Below are 18,812 nucleotides of genomic sequence, written 5' to 3'. Positions count from 1 at the left end.
ATCACCTTTCTACTTTTAAAACTTAATATGTTGTGATAATTTTTGCATATAAAAGGAACGAATTAAAAGGAAAAATAAAATTTCAACTGTTCCAAAAATCAACAGTACGACTGTAATCTCAGCGAAGAACGAGAGATGTAAAACTTCTTGTAGCATCTTTGTCGCAAACATCGTATGGATTGATGCCATAATGTAAGGCACGAAGAAAAGAATCGCAAGCTGAATTGTCGCTGAACGTTTCATTTCAGTTTCAGTTAAGCCAATTTTCGTAATCGTTATATATTTTTCTTGCTCATTTGTTAAATCTGTATACATTCGGAAGTAAAGAACACTACCAGCACCGATAAAGAAAATAACACCTAAGAAAGTACCAATTAAGAAGAATGAAGCGACATTTAGTTTTGTTGTGTATAGAGAATCGCTTGCTTCACTTGCATGGAAAGGTGGGTGTTCTGCTTGAATTGCTGCATTGTCGTTATTGATTTTTGTGATAAACGATGAACCGATATTATGTGCTTTTTCCCAATCTGTAACTTTGAAGTTATATACACTCATTTGTTTGGAAACGGTGGATAAGGCTTCTACATTTTCATCAGATAGTATGAGTAATTGGTATATTAAGCTGTTTGGGAATGGGCTATAACTTTTATATTCTTTCACTTGTAGTTGTAAATTGTTTTGAGTAAGTGTAAGAGTATTTTTCTTGTCTTCATTGTGAAGTGTTCCAATAACTTGATCATCTAAGTCTTTCATAAGAATATAAGATTCATTCTTATTCACCGTGAGTTTTTCCCAATTTAACGCCCTAGCAAGTACATTATAGTCACTTTGTTTAATTGCGTAATAGAGCTGCGTGTTATCTTCAGCCGAAGATACTTCATATATATCCGTTTTAAATTTCGTATAAGTAAAATGCTCTTCATTAAATTTCTGCTCTAACCAGTTTAAATGTTCATCAGCTAATGTATTTTCAGTATGTGATAAATACGTAAACGGGAAAGGGTTTTGTCTAATTGCATCAAACTTTGTAAATTTTCCAAAACCATATAAGAATGTAATCATTGTAAAAGCGAGTGTCGATAGCATCGCTACAATAAAAAGCATGTTAATGTTTGTCCGAATGCGCGCTGCTAAATCCGAAATCCAAAGCATATTAATTCGTTTCATATAAAACGTTCTTCGCATTTTTAAAATACGAATAAGTAAAAAACTAATTTGTGAAAAGAAAAAGTATGTTCCAGCTGCAATAAGCGATGGAATGACAAGTATACTAGAGAAGGCATATAAAAGCCCAATGATATCGCCTAACGACATAAAATATAATGGATTGGATTCTAATACATATCCAGTTATTAAACATGCCGCACCAAATAGAGAGATGAGTACGGATGCTTTTCTTTCTTTTTGTTGTGTTCCTTCTTTTAAAAGACGTACGGCTTTTCTCGTACGAATGAGCATCGGTGTAAAAGATGATACGAGAATGAAGAGCCCGAGAAAGATGATGATAGTTAAAACGATAGCACTTGTAGGCGGATATAAATATAAACCAGGTACGTGTGTAATTTTGGCGGTAACTAATAAAAAGAACTGTGAAAAGACAACTCCAAGTTGAATGCCAAAAAATATAGAAAGAGCACCAATTAACATATTTTCTATAAATATGAGTCGCTTTAATTGTTTTTGAGATATGCCAAGTACTGTTAAAATCCCGAACTGTTTTTTTCGTACTTTTAAAAACGTCCCGATTGAATACAGTAAAAAGAAAAATGAAAAGAACACAATGACAACTTCTGAAATTGTCATTAATATGTTCAGAGAATAATTCACGTCTGTCATATGCAATTTAGGATGAAATAAATAAACTGCAAATGAGAAAAAGATTGCGATGGAGAACGCACTGCTTACAAAATAGGCGAAATAAGCTCTGGCGTTCCGCGTCACGTTTTTAAATGCAAACTGCCAAAATGTCATTCACCTGAACCTCCTGATAGGGTGAAGATGAGAAGAGCATAGGAAATACTCTTTTCATCAAGTTTATTTTAAATATTTTGTCCACTCGTGTATTGTGATAATTTTTGCATATAAAGTGAACGAATGAATACGAAAAATACGATTTCAACGAATCCAAAAATAATAAGAACGGCTGAAACCTCTTTGAACAGAGATAAACCAATTACATCTTGTAGCATTTTTGTTGCGAACATTGTATGAATGGATGCCATAATGTACGGAATGAAAAATAAAATACTAAGTTGAATGGTTGCAGATCGTTTCATCTCTGTATCTGTTACACCGATTTTAGAAATCGTTATATATTTCTCTTGTTCGTTCGTCAAATCCGTATACATTCTAAAGTAAAGAACGCTACCAGCTCCAATGAAGAAGATAACTCCTAAAAATGTCCCGATTAGGAAGAATGCAGCACTGCCAGATGTTATTTTGTATAACGAACCTGCTGATTCAAAGGGGCGAATAAGAGGTCCTTCATACTGGGATGTATCTCGATCTTTTTGTACTTTTTCCATAAAATTATCAGCAATTTTATATGTCTGTTCCCAGTTCTGAATTTTGTAATTGTATGCTGATATATGCTTTACGGTGCTAGGTAAGTTATTTACGATAACATCAGGCAAAACTATCGTTTGATATGAAAAGCCAGCTGGAATTGCATTCACATGCTCATAGCCTTTCACTCGTAATTTCGTATTTGTACTAGAGAGTGTAATGTAATCTCTTTTGTAGCTTTGCTCAAATTCGTTGAATATGGTGATATAAGATGTCCCTGTTAGCACATATGCTTCGTTATCATCCATAAATAGTTGTTTCATTCGTAAAGAATTCGCAAGTTTGTTATAGTCACTTTGCTTAATTGCGTATACATCATTAAAAATGGCTACATCTTTATCTTCTTTTAGTGGTGTTTCATATATATCAGCTTTTATTTTTTGATAAGAGAAATGCTCTTTTTGTAATTGTTGCTCAAGCCAATTTAAATGCTCTGTAACAAAAGGGTTCGCATCATAAGAAAAATAAGAAATTGGGAAAGGAGAAGTTCTATTAACTTCTAGCTTAATAAATTTCCCGAATCCATATAGAAACGTAATCATTGTGAAAGCGATAGTAGATAGCATCGCTACAATAAAAAGCATATTAATATTCGTTCGAATACGGCTTGCTAAATCCGAAACCCAAAGCATATTAATCCGTTTCATATAAAACTTCCTTCTCTTCTTTAAAATATAAATAAGTAAGAAGCTAATTTGTGAAAAGAAGAAATATGTTCCGATTGTAACAAGCGTTGGGATAACGAAAATACTTGAGACCATATATATAACACCGATTTGCGGGCTTACTGATACGAAATATTTAGGATTTCCAGCTAATGCATAACCACCAAATAAACAGATCGCACCAAATAATGAAACAAGTATGGATGGTTTTCTTTCCTTTTGTTTTCCACCATTTGTTTTTAAAAGGTGTACCGCTTTTTTTGTACGAATAAGCATTGGTGTGAATGCAGATACAATGATAAAAAGACTAAGGAAAACAATGGTTGTTAAAATAAACGCGTTAGTAGGACCGTATAAATATATTCCTGGAACATGCGTAAGTTTGGCTGTTACTAATAAGAAAAATTGCGAAAAAACAACTCCAAACTGCATACCGAAAAAGATAGATGAAATCCCGATTAACATATTTTCCATGAAGACGAGACGGTGTAATTGTTTTCTCGATATTCCTAAAATGGTCAAAACCCCAAATTGTTTTTTTCTAACTTTTAAAAAAGTACCAATGGAATATAGTAAAAAGAAGAAAGAGAAAAATACAATTACTACTTCTGAAAATACCATTAATCCTGAAATTTCAGAAGTCATGTCAAAGTTTTGTAATTTCGGATGGAATAAGTAAACAGCAAACGAAAAGAACACAGCAATGGAAAAGGAGCTACTTACAAAGTAAGCAAAATAAGCTCTTGAGTTGCGCGTGACGTTTTTAAATGCAAATTGCCAAAATGTCATAGATTATACCTCCGGCTAGAAGATATAGAAGTAGTTGAATTGCAAAAAATGTATGAGAGTGAGTTCTCATACATTTTGCTTGCATATGTTACGATCATGCTTCGGTCACCTTCTCCGTATGTTCTGCCTGATTATTTGCAGCGTTGTGGAAGATGATTTTAATCGTCGTTCCTTTACCAACTTCCGAATCTAATTTGACCGAGTGACCTAAATAATCACAAATCTTACTTACAATATAAAGTCCCATACCAGTAGATTCTCCAAATGCGCGACCGTTTTTCCCAGTGTAAAACGGTTCAAATACTCTTCGAATATCTTCTTGCGGAATACCAACACCTTCATCACGAACTTCTAAAATAATATCTTTTCCGTTTCGGTAAGCAGATAAGAAAACTTTCTTTCCGCGCTCACCAGAGTAACGAACAGCATTTGTCATTAACTGATAGATGATAAATTTTAGCCATTTCGCATCAGAAGTAACTTTTAAATCAGAATGGACTTCTAAAACAGGGAAGACACCATTACGAATGAATAGTTCTTTTAATCCGTTAATATTTTTTGTTACCGTATCTTTTAATGAAATCGTCTCGACATGGAAATCTTCATGGAAGTTATTTAACCTAGCCATGTATAAAGCCATATCAAGCCCTTGGTTTAGACGCTCTAATTCTTTTTTAAACTTTGGAATTAAATGCTCGTCTTCCATTTCTAGCACCATAAGCTGCATAACAGAAACAGGTGTCTTCATTTGATGTACCCAATGATTAATGAATAATTGATGTTCTTGTTGTTTTACTTCATACGATTGTAGTTCTTTTTGGAAGAGGCGGTACTGCGTACGCACGAGTTCATTGACACCGTGAGGCATCGGAGCAGTCGCTCTTTCAATAAACGCATCTTCCATTTTTTCAGGTTGCTCACTTAATCTATGGTACATTCTACGATTGCGAACGTAACGGTAAGCGAGGAAACAAATGAATAAATATAAACTTAAAACGACGAAGTAAAATTTATTATTTTGAAATCCATCTACTGCATCATAAAGAACGAAAATGATACCGAAGTTTAATATGTACAGTAGGAAAAATGCAAAATGATCACGTAAAAATAGCTTCATGCTTATTCACTCCAAGTTGCGTTAAAACGATATCCAAGTCCACGTACTGTTTCAATAGAGTTCTCAATACCAAGCTCATTAAACTTTTTACGAAGACGCGTAATGTTTACGTTTAATGTATTTTCTTCAACGAAGCTTTCGTCATCCCAAAGCGCAGCTAATAAATCTTCACGGCTTGCTGTACGAGGGAATTTAGATAATAACATTTCAGCTAAAATAGCCTCTTTCTTCGTTAAAAGAACTTGTTCAGATCCGAAGTGAATTTCAGGACGTTCTGGGAATAGTTTTAAACCTTCTACTTCAACGATACGTTCAGAAATATTTGGTGCATAATCACCGTAAATACGACGTAATTGTCCTTTAATTTTCGCCATTACAACGTCGTAGTGGAATGGTTTTGTAATGTAATCATCCGCACCGCTTTCAATTGCCATAATTTGTTCCATCTCACCAGCACGCGCTGAAATGAAAATAATTGGACAAGTAGATTCATGACGAATTTGACGGCACCAGTAGAAACCATCGAATTTCGGTAAGTTTACATCAAGTAAAACAAGATGTGGTTTCACAGCGTTAAACGATTCCATAATATCATCGAAATTCTCCGCTACCACAGCCTCATAACCGTACTTCTGAATGTGAGATTGCAGTAATGATGAAATATTTGGATCGTCTTCAACGATTAAAATTTTATACATATGTATATTCCTCCTAAAAAAACAATTGTAGCTATAGTGTATCATGTGTTTCAAGTCTTTTCATTATGTTGAAAGATAAGCTAGTAAACAGTATAGGTCAAAAGTGTGAAAAGTAAAAAGTATTATATTTTTTTATGAAATTTGGAACTTTATTTTGCTTACTGTCCAATATATAGTGAGAACATCGTTAAGGAGGGGGCACTACTTGGTAAGTAATGAAGATATACATATTTGGATAGAGCGTTTACTAAAAGGTGACGAGGAGGCTTTTGAATTTATATTTGATTTAACGAGTCAGCGAATCTATGAAACAGTCTTTGCTATAGTTAAAAATCGACATGATACAAACGAAATCGTAAATGAAATCTACTTCCAACTTTGGAAATCTATTTCAACATATGATCAATCTAGACCGTTTCTATTTTGGTTGAATGGAATTGTTTACAAGCAGATTAGTCAGTGGAGAAAACACATATGGAAGAGGATGCGCTTATTTGAAAAACAACAACTAAGTGATGATCCTGTTGTAGAAGTTCCAGAAAAAGTATTATTAAGAAAAGAAACAGAAGAGCAGTTATTAACAGTGATACAAGAACTACCATTTAAGTTTAGAGTAGTGATCGTTTATCGCTTTTATCACGATTACACATATGAAGAAATTGCAGAACTATTACAAATTCCTATAGGTACAGTAAGATCTAGAATTCACAGAGCGTTAGAAAAAATTCGGAATCAATCTAGTATAGAAATAGATGAGGAGGAATCTAATTCAAATGTCGTTTTCAAATGAATGTAAAAAAGCAATGAAACAAGAGATCCCAAAAGAGGTTAAAGAGCGAGCTTATCAATCCTTTAGTCAAATGTATAAAAAAGAAAACAAAAAGAAAACGAAAAAGAAATTATTAATAGCAGGTTTAATAGCGGCTGTCATTATACCGACGAGTACAATGGCATTAAACAATTCTTATTTTGCAAAGCCAGAGGTAAAGTTAAATGAAATGATTGGTGAAGAAGTGAAAAAGGATGCTGCGAATGGGAAGTCCATACAGTTAAACGAAAAAGTAGTAGATAACGGTATTACTCTTCATGTAAAAGAAATATTAATTCAAGATGCTAAAATACTTGTTTATTATCGATTTGAACAGCAAGATGGATCGCTTGTTCCTTATAAATTTAATACAACTGGGCTCGATATTACAAAAGATGGTAAAGAAGACGGGAAACAAGTGGAGAGCCCGTATTATAAAAATAAGAAATTTAATGCTGTCCAATACTTACATTTTCTTAGTAACACTCATATGGATAATTTTCAAAAAGATCGTATTGGTAATCCGGATGCAATAGAGAATAGTACATTTTATTTAACGAATCAAGCGGGGGAAAGTTTTGACACGGTGTTAGCTGATCATGATAAACCAGAGGGAGTAATAGTTTTTGAACCGTTAGAAGGTAACAAATTCCCAGAGCTTTTATCTATAAATATTAATATTAACAGAGTTGGAGGAACAGAAGGAACTTGGACAATGAAAATTCCAGTGGATATGGCGAATAAAACTGTCCAAAAGGACTCTACAAAGAACGAATGATTTCTTACTTATATGTAATAGAATCCATACTAGGTGTGTGAAAGCATGATTAGTTATTGGTTAAATGAATTCGGAACGATAGTAGGTATGTCCTTTATTATAAGCTTGATTATCTTTTGGATTTCTTCTTTTGTTAATAAAATAATAAAGTTTAAATAAAAACAGCTCTTCCTGTATATTTGAAGAGCTGTTTTCTTTTTTTACTCTCCGTAATCTTTAGATTTTACTCCATATAGTAATTGACGTAGGTCAGAAGTGGAAAAAATAAAAAGGGCTGTATATATAATTGACAATTAACTGAAATCATTTTAACATTTAGATAAATATCTAAATGTCTAATTATCGAAAGGAAGAAAGACATTGAATCAAGCATTCAAAGCATTAGCAGATCCAACAAGGCGAAAAATTTTAGACTTATTAAAAGAAGGCAATCTAACCGCTGGTGAAATTGCTGAACATTTCAATATGACAAAACCAAGTATTTCACACCACTTAAGCGCACTTAAAAATGCTGAACTTATTCAAGATGAAAAGAAAGGGCAATTCGTTGTGTACTCTTTAAACACAACGGTCTTTCAAGATTTGTTGACTTGGGTGTTTACATTTACGAATAAGGGGGAAGAGGGGAAATGAAAAAGCATATATTTCCGTTACTATTAATTGCTTTAACGATTATTGCATGGTGCGCTGCATGGCCTTATTTACCGGGAGAGGTTCCGAGTCATTGGAACATTGATGGTGAAGTAAATGGGCATATGTCAAAAATGGGAATGTTGATTTTTGATGTAGCAATTATGATTTTTATATATGCACTAGTGACTGTATTGCCTAAGATAGATCCAAGGTACGAGAACTATAAAAAATTTCCTAAAGCACTTGGAAGGATTAATGGAGCAATTTTATTTTTCTTATTTACTATTAATATGATGACACTAGCAAATGCTTTAGGATATAACATTCCAATTGGAATTGTTGTGAACATAATGGTCGGTATCCTTTTTGTAGTGCTCGGCAATTATATGCAGCAATGTAAACCAAATTTCTTTATAGGTATTAAAACACCATGGACTTTAAGTAGTGAAGAAGTGTGGAGAAAAACGCATAGGATAGGATCAAAGATTATGATGATTGGCGGTATTGTAATCATATTTTCCTCGTTCCTTCCGGGAATGTGGAAAATGATTAGTTTGTTAAGTGTTGTAGTCGTACTGGTTGTTGGTACGATGGTATATTCTTATATTGCTTATAAAAAAGAAATAGGGGCCTAATAAAAAATTATGGGGGAGAGAGGATGAAAAGACACATATTACCATGGAGTTTAATTATTGGCATTGCAATTGGATGGTATATTGTATGGCCATATTTACCAGAACAAATTCCAAGTCATTATAATGCGGCAGGAGTAGTAAATGGATATTTTTCTAAAGTAGAAGCAAGTTCATTCTCGATAGGTAGTATGGTAGTGCTCTATATGATGTGGATAGTTTTTGGATTCATAAAAGATAAGTCTACACAGCAATCCAAAGTTCTTTCAGCGATTAATTATGCCATTCTCTTTATCGGGTTTGGATGTAACATATTTGCACTATTAGCAGCGTCTAATTATATTGCATCGGGCTCAATTGCATTTAATTTTGGACTTGGAACATTGTTTCTTGTACTAGGTAATTACATGCAACAAACGAAGCCGAACGGGTTAGTAGGCATTCGAATGGACTGGACATTAGAAAATCCTGTAGTTTGGAGAAAAACACACCGATTTGCTTCGAGGGTATTTGTAATAGGTTCACTTTGTATATATGCTGGGGCTTTGCTTCCAGATCCATTTAATATTTTTATGGGGATTGGAATCATATTAATATGCATTATCGTATCAACAATAAAGTCATATAGTATTTATAAAGAAGAGTTGAAAATGTAAATAAAGCTGCTTTTCCTTTTAGGGAAGAGCAGCTTTGTTTTTTTATCACTTCTTCAAAACCGGTATCCAAATTTCACTTTTAAAGTTTGGAGAAGATATGTCTTTCTGTTCATTCCACAATATTTCCGGTCCTTCCGCTAGTTCATAGTTCGAAGAAGGAAACCATTCAGAATAAATACGCCCCCATACATTTTGTAATGCATCAGGAAATGGACCGACAGCTTCGAATATAGCCCATGTTGAAGCTGCAACTTCAAGCTGCGCGAATTGCTCTGGACAATCCTTTGTTGTGGCTACTCCAATATAGTGATCAAGTTCTCCCTTTTCCGCCATTCTTCCTTCAGAAAAATTAGTAGAAGCACTAATAATTCCAGTAGGTTCAATGTTTGAAAGGGACTTTAATGTTTGAATAGACTCTGGGTTTAAACTTTTCCACATAGAAGCAATTTCTTCATTTACACCGTTAAAAACGATTGGGACTCGTTTTGTAATACCTATAATTCGAAATGGCTCTTTTTCTTCAATTCGATAGTTCATTTCATTTCCTCCTTGAATAGATAATTGGAAGGTCATTGGTGAATAAGCCTTCAAAGAATGGCTACTATTTCGGGCCTCTGAAGGTGTTATACCGTGCAAGTTTTGAAATGCACGAGCGAATGAATCTGGTGAGTTGTAGCCATATTTTATAGCGATATCAATGACTTTTACATTGTTGTTTTTTAGTTCAAAGGCAGCGAGAGTAAGACGTCTACAGCGAATATATTCTGATAGTGATATGCCAGCTAAAAAAGAAAACATTCTCTTGAAATGATATTCGGAGCAGTAAGCTATTTTTGCGACTTCCTTAAAATCAATTTCATGTGTAAGGTTGTCTTCGATATACTGCATTGCAGCATTCATATTTTTAAGTGAATCCATATTATGACCTCCTCTGTACATAGAATAGCAGGAATGAAATAGCTCCATCCGACATTTCGTGCACAACTTTGTAGGGTACATTTTTCACCTTACAAAATTGTAATGTTCCTGTAAGGAGAATGAATGGATGGTATGATATCCCAATGTTATAGTAACAAAGTACTTTAATTCATTACGTTAACTTTTTGATTTCTTTACTTATGTGCCTTACATAACTGTCATGTTTGTGTAAGAAACATCGATAGTGGCAAGAGTAGAGAGTGTATATAGTTGAAAATAGAGAATAGAAGAAATGAGGGATGTCGAGATGAAAACAGTGTTAGAAGCAAAAAATATTGAAAAAGTATATGACACGGGTGGTAACAAATTTGCAGCGTTAAAAGGTATTAACTTACAAGTAAAAGAAGGTGAGTTCGTTGGAATTATGGGACCTTCTGGTTCTGGTAAGACGACTTTACTAAATGTTCTTTCTACAATTGATAATGCGACGAACGGTGAAATTTTAATTGATGGCAAAGATATCGTGAAAATGAATGACGATAAGTTAGCGTTATTCCGCCGCGATCATTTAGGTTTCATTTTCCAAGATTATAACTTATTAGATACGTTAACAGTGAAAGAGAATATCGCTTTACCACTTGCGTTATCAAAGGTGAAAGCGAGTGAGATTGATCGCCGCGTTCTTGAAATCTCAAAGAAATTTGGCATTGATCATATTTTAAGTCAGTTCCCATATCAAGTATCTGGTGGACAGAAGCAGCGCTGCGCAGCATCGCGTGCAATCGTTACGAATCCAAGTATGATTTTCGGGGACGAGCCAACTGGAGCGCTTGATTCTAAATCTGCAACAGATTTACTTGAAAGTATGAAGTCATTAAATGAATATGATAACTCAACAATTTTAATGGTAACGCATGATGCATTTGCAGCAAGTTATTGTAAACGAGTTATTTTCATTAAAGATGGTGAACTATATAAAGAATTGCACCGTGGTGAATCAACGCGTAAACAGTTCTTCCAAAAAGTCGTTGACGTAATGTCTTCTATTTCTGGAGGTATGGCTGATGACCTTATCTAGCATTGCCCTCCGCAACATACAGCGGAACTTTAAAGACTACTTTGTATATTTCGCATCTATGATTTTTAGTATCGTTATTTATTTTACATTTAAAGCACTGCAATATAATTCACAAATGGAAAAAGCGGCAGAAGCTTCTAAAAAGATTAGCGGAGCGTTCCAAGTTTCCAGTGTGATGCTTATCATTTTCGTAGCAGTGTTCATTATATACTCGAACGGATTCTTTACACGTAAACGTAAAAAAGAAGTTGGCTTATATTCGTTATTAGGTATTCGTAAAAGACAAATTGGTAAAATGCTCTTTTATGAAAATATGTTAATGGGATTAATGTCATTAGTAATCGGGATTGCGATCGGTAGTGTCCTTTCGAAATTATTCCTTGAGTTATTAGTAAATATGATGGGATTAAATTTAAACGTTCATTTTGAAGTACCGATGGCTGCCATTATTGATACAGCAATTATTTTCTTTGTGATTATTTTATATACATCACTTCAAGGATATCGTTTAATTTATCGCTTTAAGTTAATTGAACTTTTCCGTGCAGAACGTGAAGGAGAAGCAATGCCAAAAGGATCTGTCATCATGGCATTAATTTCAGTTTTCTTAATCGGTTCAGGTTATTTTTTAGCGCTAATGTACATGAAAGCAGTTATGTATGCAGACTTTATGGTCGTTGCATTATATATTTTATTAGCGACAGTAGCAGGGACTTATTTACTGTTCATGTTCTTCACAGTATTTGTATTGAAACGTGCAAGAAATAATAAGTCAGCATTTTATAATGGTATGAATATGGTAACGACATCGCAGTTACTATATCGTATTAAAGGAAATGCGAAATCATTGGCGACAATCGCTATTTTAAGTGCAGTTACATTAACAGCGGTTGGTACGTCAGTTACGATGTATTACAACACATTTACGCAATCAAAAGTTGCTGCGCCGTATAGTTATTCCTATGAGAAAAAAGATGCAGCATTAGATAAAAAAGTAAATGAGATACTTGCTGGAGAGAAGAATAATCACCCAGTCACATATGAATCAGAAGTTGAAATGATTCCTGTGAAAGGAACATTTAAAGGTGAAAGAGCTGATCAAGTTCTGAACACACACTATAATGTTACGAATCAGTACCAGCTTATTTCACAATCAAGCTTTAATAAACATGTGAAACATTTAGATGTAGAACCTGTAAATTTAAGTGCGAATGAAGCTTTCGTATATGATAGCTTATATATTGAGAAACTTGATTTTGGTCCTCTTTATACAGGAAATACAGCTGTATTCCCTGTTGGAAATGAGTCAAAAGAATTAAAAATTAAAGGTGTAAATAATAGAAGCCTTACAAATTTAAATGAACTATTTGTAATCGTTCCTGATAAAACATATGAGCAAATGAAACAAGTAAACGAAACGCGTACTGTAAAAAATATTGATGTAAAAGGTGAGCGAAATAGTAAAGAGTTAACAGCAAAATTAGCAAGCATTATGCCAGCTGGAGAATCAGAAGTTTTAAAACCATTTAACGATTTCTATACAGGATTCCAAATGGGGCTTGAAACGACAGGCTTAATGATGTTTATTGGGTTATTCTTAGGATTAGTATTCCTATTAGCGACAGGCTCAATCATTTACTTTAAACAATTAACAGAAGCAAGTGCTGACCGTGATCGTTACATTGTCCTTCATAAAGTTGGTGTAACGAAGCAAGAAATGAAGAAAGCTATCGCAAAACAAGTAAGCTTTATCTTCGCTATTCCGTTAGTAATCGGTATTTTACACAGCTTATTTGCACTAAAAGGTTTATCAAATATATTACCATTTGAAATTATGATTCCGCTTCTCATTAGTATTGGAGTATACGGTGTCATCTATATTGGATATTACTTCTTAACGGTTCGTTCTTATTATAAGATCGTGAGTGCGAAGTAATAAGGGGCAGCTATCGCTACACGCGATAGCTGTTTTTTTTATTCTTCATAAAATCTTAAGAAACTTCCTCAATTTTTATTAAGAAACGATAGTTATACTTAGACACAAGTTAAAAACTATCGAACGAATGAGGAGAGGTTTACATGCAGCTCATTACATTTTTACATGAATTTATAAAGCATCCAAAACATACTGGTGCAATCGCGCCAAGTTCAAAAATATTAGCAAAGAAAATGGTCGATGTAATTGATTTTAATAAAGCGAAATGTATTGTAGAGTTAGGGCCTGGCACAGGGGTTTTCACGAGAGAAATTATGAAGAGAAAAAAGAAGGAAACAATATTTCTTCTTATTGAAATTAATGAAGTATTTTTCAAAGAATTAAAAAGAAAGTTTAAAGATGAGCAGAATGTCATTGTTGTACACGGTTCAGCTGAAAATATAAAGAAGTATATGGAGGAGCTCAATATAGAATGCATTGATTACATTTTATCAGGGTTGCCTTTTACTTCTTTACCAGAAAAAGTTTCAAAGCGCATTTTAAACAATGCGATGGAAGCGATACATGAGAATGGTGAGTTCATTACATTTCAATATTCACTTGTGAAAAAAGGATTTATACAGCATTTCTTCCCTAAAATTACACTAGAAAAAGTATGGCTCAATTTCCCGCCAGCATACGTCTTTAGTTGTAAAAAAGAACTAAGGAGAGCGTATGCATAATGGAATTACATGAATTATTATCCTATATCGAGCAATACGGTTATTGGGCATTATTTTTCTGTTTATGGTTAGGTATTATCGGTATGCCAATTCCAGATGAAATGATTGTTATGAGTGGTGGTTTCGTATCTTCAGTAGGTATATTAAGTGTTGTTCCTTCATTTGTATTAACATATTTAGGTGTTGTATCAGGGCTTTCTTTAGGATATATATTAGGGAAGGTATTTGGCACGAAGGTACTCCATAAATTGATGAAAAAGAAAAAAGCGAAGTATTTGATAAAATCACAAGAAATGGTTGATAAATACGGACAGTACGCGTTAGTTACAAGCTATTTCATACCAGGTGTAAGACATATCGTGCCGTATTTAGTTGGAATGAATAATATGTCATTTAAGACGTATGCTTTGTATTCTTATACGACAGGATTTGTTTGGACACTCGTTTATTTCGTACTAGGTTCTTTATTTGGACAACATATTGAAAGAATTGTAGCAGTTGCGATAGAGTATGGTATGTATTTTGGCGGAAGTATTGCATTGATTGTGAGTGTGTTTTATTTATACAGACAAAAAAGAAATACAGTGATGAGTAAATAAAGGAGGCGAAAGCCTCCTTTTATTATTAATATGGATTCATTTATTGAAGTGCGGATGCAAAGCCCTGTTACATTAAGAAAAAGTTAAGAAACCGTACGAGTTTTTATTAAGAAATGCTCTCTATACTTAGAAAGGTCTTATAGAAAAACATAATGAAAGGCGGAATATAGATGAAAAGATTTATTTTTGGATCATTACTGGTTATCGTCGCAGGAGCGGCATATTTATTAAAGGGGAATGCTGCAGTGGATTCCATGAATCCGTTTCTTAAATTAGAATATCGTTATGCGGTAATTGATAACGATGGAGAAGATTTAGGTGAAAATAAAGGCCGTGCATACACAGTGAACACATATGATAAGGATGGAAATAAAAAAGAGATAACAATTGATGGAGTGGATACACTGCAAAAAGGTTCCTACTGGCATGTAATTACGAGAGGAAAGTCTGTGCACGATAAAGTGCAAATAGAAGAAGAAATAATTCCTGATGGCGCGAAGGTGAAGTTAGGATTATAAGTATAGAACCGATTCTCAATAGGGGAATCGGTTTTGTTATTTTATGGTAACATGTAGAAGGGGGAGTGAGAGTTATGCTACTCATTGTTAGTCTTATATTGATTGGGATTATGTGCAGTATGAGAATAGTATCCTTACATATGATAGAACGAGAAAAGATAGAAGAGAGATATGTATATTGCCCAAAATGTGATGCGAGAATTAGAAAAGGGAATGCTGCGCCTTTTTGTTCAAAATGTAATTTAATATTTTAGAGGAGGTAAAAAGGCAACAACGAACATATTTCATTTCGTTGTTGCCTTTTTTTATGAAGAATAATAACAACTTTCTATGTTCCACTGATAATTTCTATAGTTACCTCCACAAGAATAGTGGTTTTTTTTAAATAAAATCATTTTTAATAATTTTATTTTGGAGCTACAGACGTTGAAACATAAAATTGTTACTTATTAGTATCTATAACACTTTAAAGTGCGTACTTTTTATTGTGTTGTAGATAAGACATAATTACATACGTGAGAGGGAAATGAGTAGTGTAGAACTAAAAAGCATATACGTTATTTTTCATAACTATCGTGTTTTGATCGGTCATCCCTTTTCACATTATTTACATCCATTAATCATTTTTATATAAATTTTAGGAGGAGATTTTAAATGAAAGATTTATTAAAAGGTACACTTGGTTTTGGTACGGCACCACTAGGTAATATGTACCGTAATATTCCGGAAGAAGAAGCAATCGCAACAGTGGATGCCGCTTGGGATAATGGTGTTCGTTACTTTGATACAGCTCCACTTTATGGATCTGGTTTAGCAGAGATTCGTCTTGGTGAAGCACTATCGAAAAGAAATCGTGATGAGTACTTCTTAAGTACAAAAGTAGGTCGAATTATTTCAGATGAATTGGAAGATCCATCTACACGTGATTTAGGTGAAAAAGGCGGACTGTTCGAATTTGGTCGTAAAAATAAAATTATCAATGACTACAGTGCGGACGCAACTCTTCGTTCTATTGAAGACAGTTTAAAACGTTTAAAAACAGATCGTCTAGATTTTGTTTATATTCATGACGTAGCACAAGATTTTTATGGAGATGAGTGGATTTCACAATTTGAAATTGCTCGAACAGGAGCATTCCGTGCACTTACGCAATTACGTGATGAAGGTGTAATTAAAGGCTGGGGACTTGGAGTGAATAAAGTAGAATCAATTGAACTTATGCTGGACTTAGAAGAAGCAAAACCAAATGTATCTTTACTAGCTGGTCGCTATTCATTATTAGACCATGAGCGTGCATTAGAACGTGTAATGCCTGCAGCTGTAAAAAATAATATGGACATTGTTGTTGGTGGACCATATAGCTCAGGTGTTCTTGCTGGAGGAGCTCACTTCGAATACCAAAAAGCGTCACCAGAAATCATTGCAAAAGTTAATAAAATGAAAAACCTTGCAGATCGTCATGGAATCAGTATTAAAGCTGCTGCTTTACAATTTGCATTGGCTAATCCAGCAGTTGCTGCTGTTATTCCTGGTGCAAGTAAACCGGAACGAATTGCAGAAGACCAAGCTGCATTGAAAACAGTGATTCCGGCAGCATTCTGGGAAGAAATGCGCGAACAAAAATTGGTTGCAGCTAATGCACCACTACCAATCAACGTTAAATAAAAAGGAGAGTAATTAACATGGCAAACACTATTACATCTATTGAAATTCCAGCTTCACCTGAACAAGTATGGAAATTAATTGGAGGTTTTGATGCACTTCCAGATTGGTTACCGTATATTCCTAGCAGTAAAGTAACTGAAGGCGGACGTGTACGTCATTTAGCTAATCCTGATGGCGATGCGATTGTAGAACGTTTAGAAGCATTTAATGAGAAAGAGCGCTACTACACATATTCAATTATGCAAGCACCATTCCCTGTAACTAATTATTTATCTACAATCCGTGTTAAAGAAGGTAAAGATGCTAACACATCATTAGTTGAATGGTCTGGTAGCTTCACTCCTGTAGAGGTTACTGATGAAGAGGCAATTAATCTATTCCATGGAATTTATAAAGATGGTTTAGAGGCATTACAACAAGCATATTTAGCTTAACCAATTTATTAAACATTTGAAAGTCTGCAGTGTAACAACTGCAGGCTTTTTTATGATTAGTGCATTTCTTTTTAAGAAAATATCTCTATACTCAATGCTGTTACTTAAAGAGGACAGAAGCACATGCAGATCGTGAGCGTTACATCGTTCTTCGAAAACTAGGTGTCACGAAAAAAGAAATGAAAAAAGCAATCGCAAAACAAATGAGATTTATCTTCTTCATTCCTTTAGTAGTTGGTATATTACACACTTTATTTGCGCTAAAAGGATTAGCGACAGTGATTCCGTATGAAATTGCAGTTCCGTTACTAATTAGCATCGGTGTGTATAGTGTTATTTATATTGGTTATTATTACTTAACAGTTCGTTCTTATTTCAGGATTGTTAGTAAATGAAAATAAGGTATACAGTTTTTGAAAAAGCGAAAGAGAGCATAGTGAAAATTATGTTCTCTTTCGCTTTTTTTAGTTAAAATGAGGTGTAAATGAAGATGGTATTTAAATGGAGTGTTACATTTGGAAATTCTTATCATAGCAGGATGTCTATTAATTGGTATCACTTTAATCAGTTTCAGTATTTATCGATTTATAAAAGAATTAAAAGAAAAAAATTCAAAGAGAGAGAAATGGAAAGTAGTAGCTGGAAATTTGATAGAGTTATTTAGTGATCCATTGTACGGAGCGCCATTCTATTTTTTAACTGGGGGTCTCTTTTTGGTAATCGGACTGTTATTTCTTTCTATGGGAATGGGCTGGCTTGAAATTGATTAAGGCGTATTAACAAAGATATTTCATAGTTGTATTGCGAAGAGGAGAGAGCAAATGCCGGTTATAAGAGATATACAATTGAGTTTTCTAAAAGTAAAAGAGCATACCAGAAACATAGAGGCATTACAGTTAACATCTACAAGCAACTACGATGAAGACATCTCTTTTGGTAAAGAGACGAGCAGTATTACTTCTTTATATTGTCGACATATGCCAAAGTTAAGAATGGATTATGAGAAAGGGATTTTGATTCATTGTGTGGATGATATTTCATTACTCGATGAGTGGGAGAAGAAATATAGAATTTTCCCTGAATATATGAATGTTTTTGTGGAGTATGAGAGTGTGAAGGCTTTTCCATATTTATCAGATAGAGAGAAAAAAGAATTAGCCCTTCAAATCGTTCATGTTGAAATGAAACGTTTAGCTGTGAAATATGATTGGGATATAGAAGAGTTAGAAAAAGTGAAGAATAAGATACTAGAATTGAATTATAGAAACGAGTTCGTATATATAAAAAAGAGTAGTCCGAATAAAAAATACGTATGCAGTATAACATGTCAGCATGAAGTGGCTTATGCTGACGTGTACTTAGAAATAAGAGAGTATAGAACGAGGCGGTTAATCAAAAAGGAAAAGCTTATCAAAGAAGATATGTATAAGATGTTTCATCATGTTAGTGAAGTGGCTTGGAAGTTAAACCATAAAGTACTGCTGATGAACGATAAAGGAAAAACTGTATGGATGTTAACCTTTTTAGAGAAAGATATCCCAGCTAATTTAGTTTGGAAGATTGAAAGAATAGATTGAAAATAGATGAGAAGTGGAGTGCAT

The 18,812-nt window shown here is 33.9% G+C and carries 20 protein-coding genes and 1 pseudogene; 16 read left to right on the top strand and 5 right to left on the bottom strand.

All coding sequences use genetic code 11. The features are described 5' to 3' along the window. Nucleotides 1-15 precede the first annotated feature (15 nt). The 4 genes from AC241_RS24040 to AC241_RS24025 all read right to left on the bottom strand — a co-directional run bounded on the left by AC241_RS24040 (nucleotide 16) and on the right by AC241_RS24025 (nucleotide 5,834). Nucleotides 16-1,971 (bottom strand): ABC transporter permease, encoded by a 1,956-nt coding sequence (locus AC241_RS24040; protein WP_050844628.1) that lies wholly within the window; start codon nucleotides 1,969-1,971, stop codon nucleotides 16-18. Nucleotides 1,972-2,039: 68 nt separating this feature from the next. Then, nucleotides 2,040-4,019, bottom strand: a complete 1,980-nt coding sequence (locus AC241_RS24035; RefSeq protein ID WP_050844627.1) for an ABC transporter permease — start codon at nucleotides 4,017-4,019, stop codon at nucleotides 2,040-2,042. A 94-nt stretch (nucleotides 4,020-4,113) separates the two neighbouring features. Then, nucleotides 4,114-5,136, bottom strand: a complete 1,023-nt coding sequence (locus tag AC241_RS24030) for a sensor histidine kinase (protein ID WP_043935194.1) — start codon at nucleotides 5,134-5,136, stop codon at nucleotides 4,114-4,116. Nucleotides 5,137-5,138: 2 nt separating this feature from the next. After that, nucleotides 5,139-5,834 (bottom strand): response regulator transcription factor, encoded by a 696-nt coding sequence (locus tag AC241_RS24025; RefSeq protein WP_000276738.1) that lies wholly within the window; start codon nucleotides 5,832-5,834, stop codon nucleotides 5,139-5,141. Between the two features lie 205 nt (nucleotides 5,835-6,039). Between AC241_RS24025 and AC241_RS24020 the strand changes: the two genes are divergently transcribed. The 5 genes from AC241_RS24020 to AC241_RS24000 all read left to right on the top strand — a co-directional run bounded on the left by AC241_RS24020 (nucleotide 6,040) and on the right by AC241_RS24000 (nucleotide 9,341). After that, nucleotides 6,040-6,624 carry a sigma-70 family RNA polymerase sigma factor gene (locus AC241_RS24020; RefSeq protein ID WP_050844626.1) on the top strand — a complete coding sequence of 195 codons (585 nt, stop codon included), beginning with the start codon at nucleotides 6,040-6,042 and terminating at the stop codon, nucleotides 6,622-6,624. Continuing rightward, nucleotides 6,608-7,420 carry a DUF4179 domain-containing protein gene (locus tag AC241_RS24015; protein WP_050844625.1) on the top strand — a complete coding sequence of 271 codons (813 nt, stop codon included), beginning with the start codon at nucleotides 6,608-6,610 and terminating at the stop codon, nucleotides 7,418-7,420. Before AC241_RS24020 ends, AC241_RS24015 begins: the two co-directional genes overlap by 17 nt. A gap of 360 nt (nucleotides 7,421-7,780) precedes the next feature. Next, nucleotides 7,781-8,053, top strand: a complete 273-nt coding sequence (locus AC241_RS24010; RefSeq protein WP_043935198.1) for an autorepressor SdpR family transcription factor — start codon at nucleotides 7,781-7,783, stop codon at nucleotides 8,051-8,053. After that, nucleotides 8,050-8,688, top strand: coding sequence for an SdpI family protein (locus AC241_RS24005; protein ID WP_050844624.1), 639 nt, complete (start codon nucleotides 8,050-8,052; stop codon nucleotides 8,686-8,688). The genes AC241_RS24010 and AC241_RS24005 overlap by 4 nt, the downstream gene beginning before the upstream one ends. A 23-nt stretch (nucleotides 8,689-8,711) precedes the next feature. After that, nucleotides 8,712-9,341: an SdpI family protein gene (locus AC241_RS24000; protein WP_043935201.1), complete on the top strand. Its 630-nt coding sequence runs from the start codon at nucleotides 8,712-8,714 to the stop codon at nucleotides 9,339-9,341. A gap of 45 nt (nucleotides 9,342-9,386) precedes the next feature. Here AC241_RS24000 and AC241_RS23995 read toward each other — a convergent pair whose 3' ends face one another. After that, nucleotides 9,387-10,259, bottom strand: coding sequence for an AraC family transcriptional regulator (locus tag AC241_RS23995; protein WP_043935202.1), 873 nt, complete (start codon nucleotides 10,257-10,259; stop codon nucleotides 9,387-9,389). Nucleotides 10,260-10,566: 307 nt separating this feature from the next. On the opposite strand from AC241_RS23995, the gene AC241_RS23990 reads away from it, so the two are divergent. The 11 genes and pseudogenes from AC241_RS23990 (at nucleotide 10,567) to AC241_RS23940 (ending at nucleotide 18,788) form a co-directional block, all read left to right on the top strand. Next, a complete protein-coding gene (locus AC241_RS23990; RefSeq protein WP_000859656.1) occupies nucleotides 10,567-11,337 on the top strand; it encodes an ABC transporter ATP-binding protein in 771 nt (256 codons plus the stop codon). After that, nucleotides 11,324-13,273, top strand: coding sequence for an ABC transporter permease (locus AC241_RS23985; RefSeq protein ID WP_043935203.1), 1,950 nt, complete (start codon nucleotides 11,324-11,326; stop codon nucleotides 13,271-13,273). The genes AC241_RS23990 and AC241_RS23985 overlap by 14 nt, the downstream gene beginning before the upstream one ends. A gap of 143 nt (nucleotides 13,274-13,416) precedes the next feature. Next, nucleotides 13,417-13,995 (top strand): class I SAM-dependent methyltransferase, encoded by a 579-nt coding sequence (locus AC241_RS23980; RefSeq protein WP_043935204.1) that lies wholly within the window; start codon nucleotides 13,417-13,419, stop codon nucleotides 13,993-13,995. Beyond that, the gene (locus AC241_RS23975; RefSeq protein WP_050844623.1) at nucleotides 13,995-14,594 is read left to right on the top strand and encodes a DedA family protein; all 600 of its coding nucleotides are present in this window, start codon (nucleotides 13,995-13,997) and stop codon (nucleotides 14,592-14,594) included. The genes AC241_RS23980 and AC241_RS23975 overlap by 1 nt, the downstream gene beginning before the upstream one ends. 170 nt (nucleotides 14,595-14,764) lie before the next feature. Next, a complete protein-coding gene (locus tag AC241_RS23970; RefSeq protein WP_016079931.1) occupies nucleotides 14,765-15,112 on the top strand; it encodes a YxeA family protein in 348 nt (115 codons plus the stop codon). A 74-nt stretch (nucleotides 15,113-15,186) separates the two neighbouring features. Next, the gene (locus AC241_RS23965) at nucleotides 15,187-15,366 is read left to right on the top strand and encodes a hypothetical protein (RefSeq protein ID WP_043935205.1); all 180 of its coding nucleotides are present in this window, start codon (nucleotides 15,187-15,189) and stop codon (nucleotides 15,364-15,366) included. 400 nt (nucleotides 15,367-15,766) lie between these two features. Next, nucleotides 15,767-16,777 (top strand): aldo/keto reductase, encoded by a 1,011-nt coding sequence (locus AC241_RS23960; protein WP_016079933.1) that lies wholly within the window; start codon nucleotides 15,767-15,769, stop codon nucleotides 16,775-16,777. A gap of 17 nt (nucleotides 16,778-16,794) precedes the next feature. Then, nucleotides 16,795-17,211 carry an SRPBCC family protein gene (locus AC241_RS23955; protein WP_016079934.1) on the top strand — a complete coding sequence of 139 codons (417 nt, stop codon included), beginning with the start codon at nucleotides 16,795-16,797 and terminating at the stop codon, nucleotides 17,209-17,211. A 101-nt stretch (nucleotides 17,212-17,312) separates the two neighbouring features. Further along, nucleotides 17,313-17,606: pseudogene (locus AC241_RS33335) on the top strand (FtsX-like permease family protein); the annotation flags it as partial. A gap of 120 nt (nucleotides 17,607-17,726) precedes the next feature. Then, entirely contained in the window at nucleotides 17,727-17,981 is a 255-nt protein-coding gene (locus AC241_RS23945) for a hypothetical protein (RefSeq protein WP_050844622.1), read from the top strand. Between the two features lie 51 nt (nucleotides 17,982-18,032). After that, nucleotides 18,033-18,788, top strand: coding sequence for a hypothetical protein (locus AC241_RS23940; RefSeq protein ID WP_050844621.1), 756 nt, complete (start codon nucleotides 18,033-18,035; stop codon nucleotides 18,786-18,788). The last annotated feature ends 24 nt before the right edge of the window (nucleotides 18,789-18,812 follow it).

The sequence above is a fragment of the Bacillus thuringiensis genome (assembly GCF_001182785.1).
In the GTDB taxonomy this organism is placed as follows: domain Bacteria; phylum Bacillota; class Bacilli; order Bacillales; family Bacillaceae_G; genus Bacillus_A; species Bacillus_A thuringiensis_S.
The sequence above is the reverse complement of the archived record's forward strand: the minus strand, read 5'-3'. Positions and strand labels throughout refer to the sequence as shown.

Coding starts and splice junctions, on each gene's coding strand:
- AC241_RS24040 (WP_050844628.1), bottom strand. CDS start 1,971: ATGACATTTTGGCAGTTTGCATTTAAAAACGTGACGCGGAACGCCAGA.
- AC241_RS24035 (WP_050844627.1), bottom strand. CDS start 4,019: ATGACATTTTGGCAATTTGCATTTAAAAACGTCACGCGCAACTCAAGA.
- AC241_RS24030 (WP_043935194.1), bottom strand. CDS start 5,136: ATGAAGCTATTTTTACGTGATCATTTTGCATTTTTCCTACTGTACATA.
- AC241_RS24025 (WP_000276738.1), bottom strand. CDS start 5,834: ATGTATAAAATTTTAATCGTTGAAGACGATCCAAATATTTCATCATTA.
- AC241_RS24015 (WP_050844625.1), top strand. CDS start 6,608: ATGTCGTTTTCAAATGAATGTAAAAAAGCAATGAAACAAGAGATCCCA.
- AC241_RS24005 (WP_050844624.1), top strand. CDS start 8,050: ATGAAAAAGCATATATTTCCGTTACTATTAATTGCTTTAACGATTATT.
- AC241_RS24000 (WP_043935201.1), top strand. CDS start 8,712: ATGAAAAGACACATATTACCATGGAGTTTAATTATTGGCATTGCAATT.
- AC241_RS23995 (WP_043935202.1), bottom strand. CDS start 10,259: ATGGATTCACTTAAAAATATGAATGCTGCAATGCAGTATATCGAAGAC.
- AC241_RS23990 (WP_000859656.1), top strand. CDS start 10,567: ATGAAAACAGTGTTAGAAGCAAAAAATATTGAAAAAGTATATGACACG.
- AC241_RS23985 (WP_043935203.1), top strand. CDS start 11,324: ATGACCTTATCTAGCATTGCCCTCCGCAACATACAGCGGAACTTTAAA.
- AC241_RS23980 (WP_043935204.1), top strand. CDS start 13,417: ATGCAGCTCATTACATTTTTACATGAATTTATAAAGCATCCAAAACAT.
- AC241_RS23975 (WP_050844623.1), top strand. CDS start 13,995: ATGGAATTACATGAATTATTATCCTATATCGAGCAATACGGTTATTGG.
- AC241_RS23970 (WP_016079931.1), top strand. CDS start 14,765: ATGAAAAGATTTATTTTTGGATCATTACTGGTTATCGTCGCAGGAGCG.
- AC241_RS23965 (WP_043935205.1), top strand. CDS start 15,187: ATGCTACTCATTGTTAGTCTTATATTGATTGGGATTATGTGCAGTATG.
- AC241_RS23960 (WP_016079933.1), top strand. CDS start 15,767: ATGAAAGATTTATTAAAAGGTACACTTGGTTTTGGTACGGCACCACTA.
- AC241_RS23955 (WP_016079934.1), top strand. CDS start 16,795: ATGGCAAACACTATTACATCTATTGAAATTCCAGCTTCACCTGAACAA.
- AC241_RS23940 (WP_050844621.1), top strand. CDS start 18,033: ATGCCGGTTATAAGAGATATACAATTGAGTTTTCTAAAAGTAAAAGAG.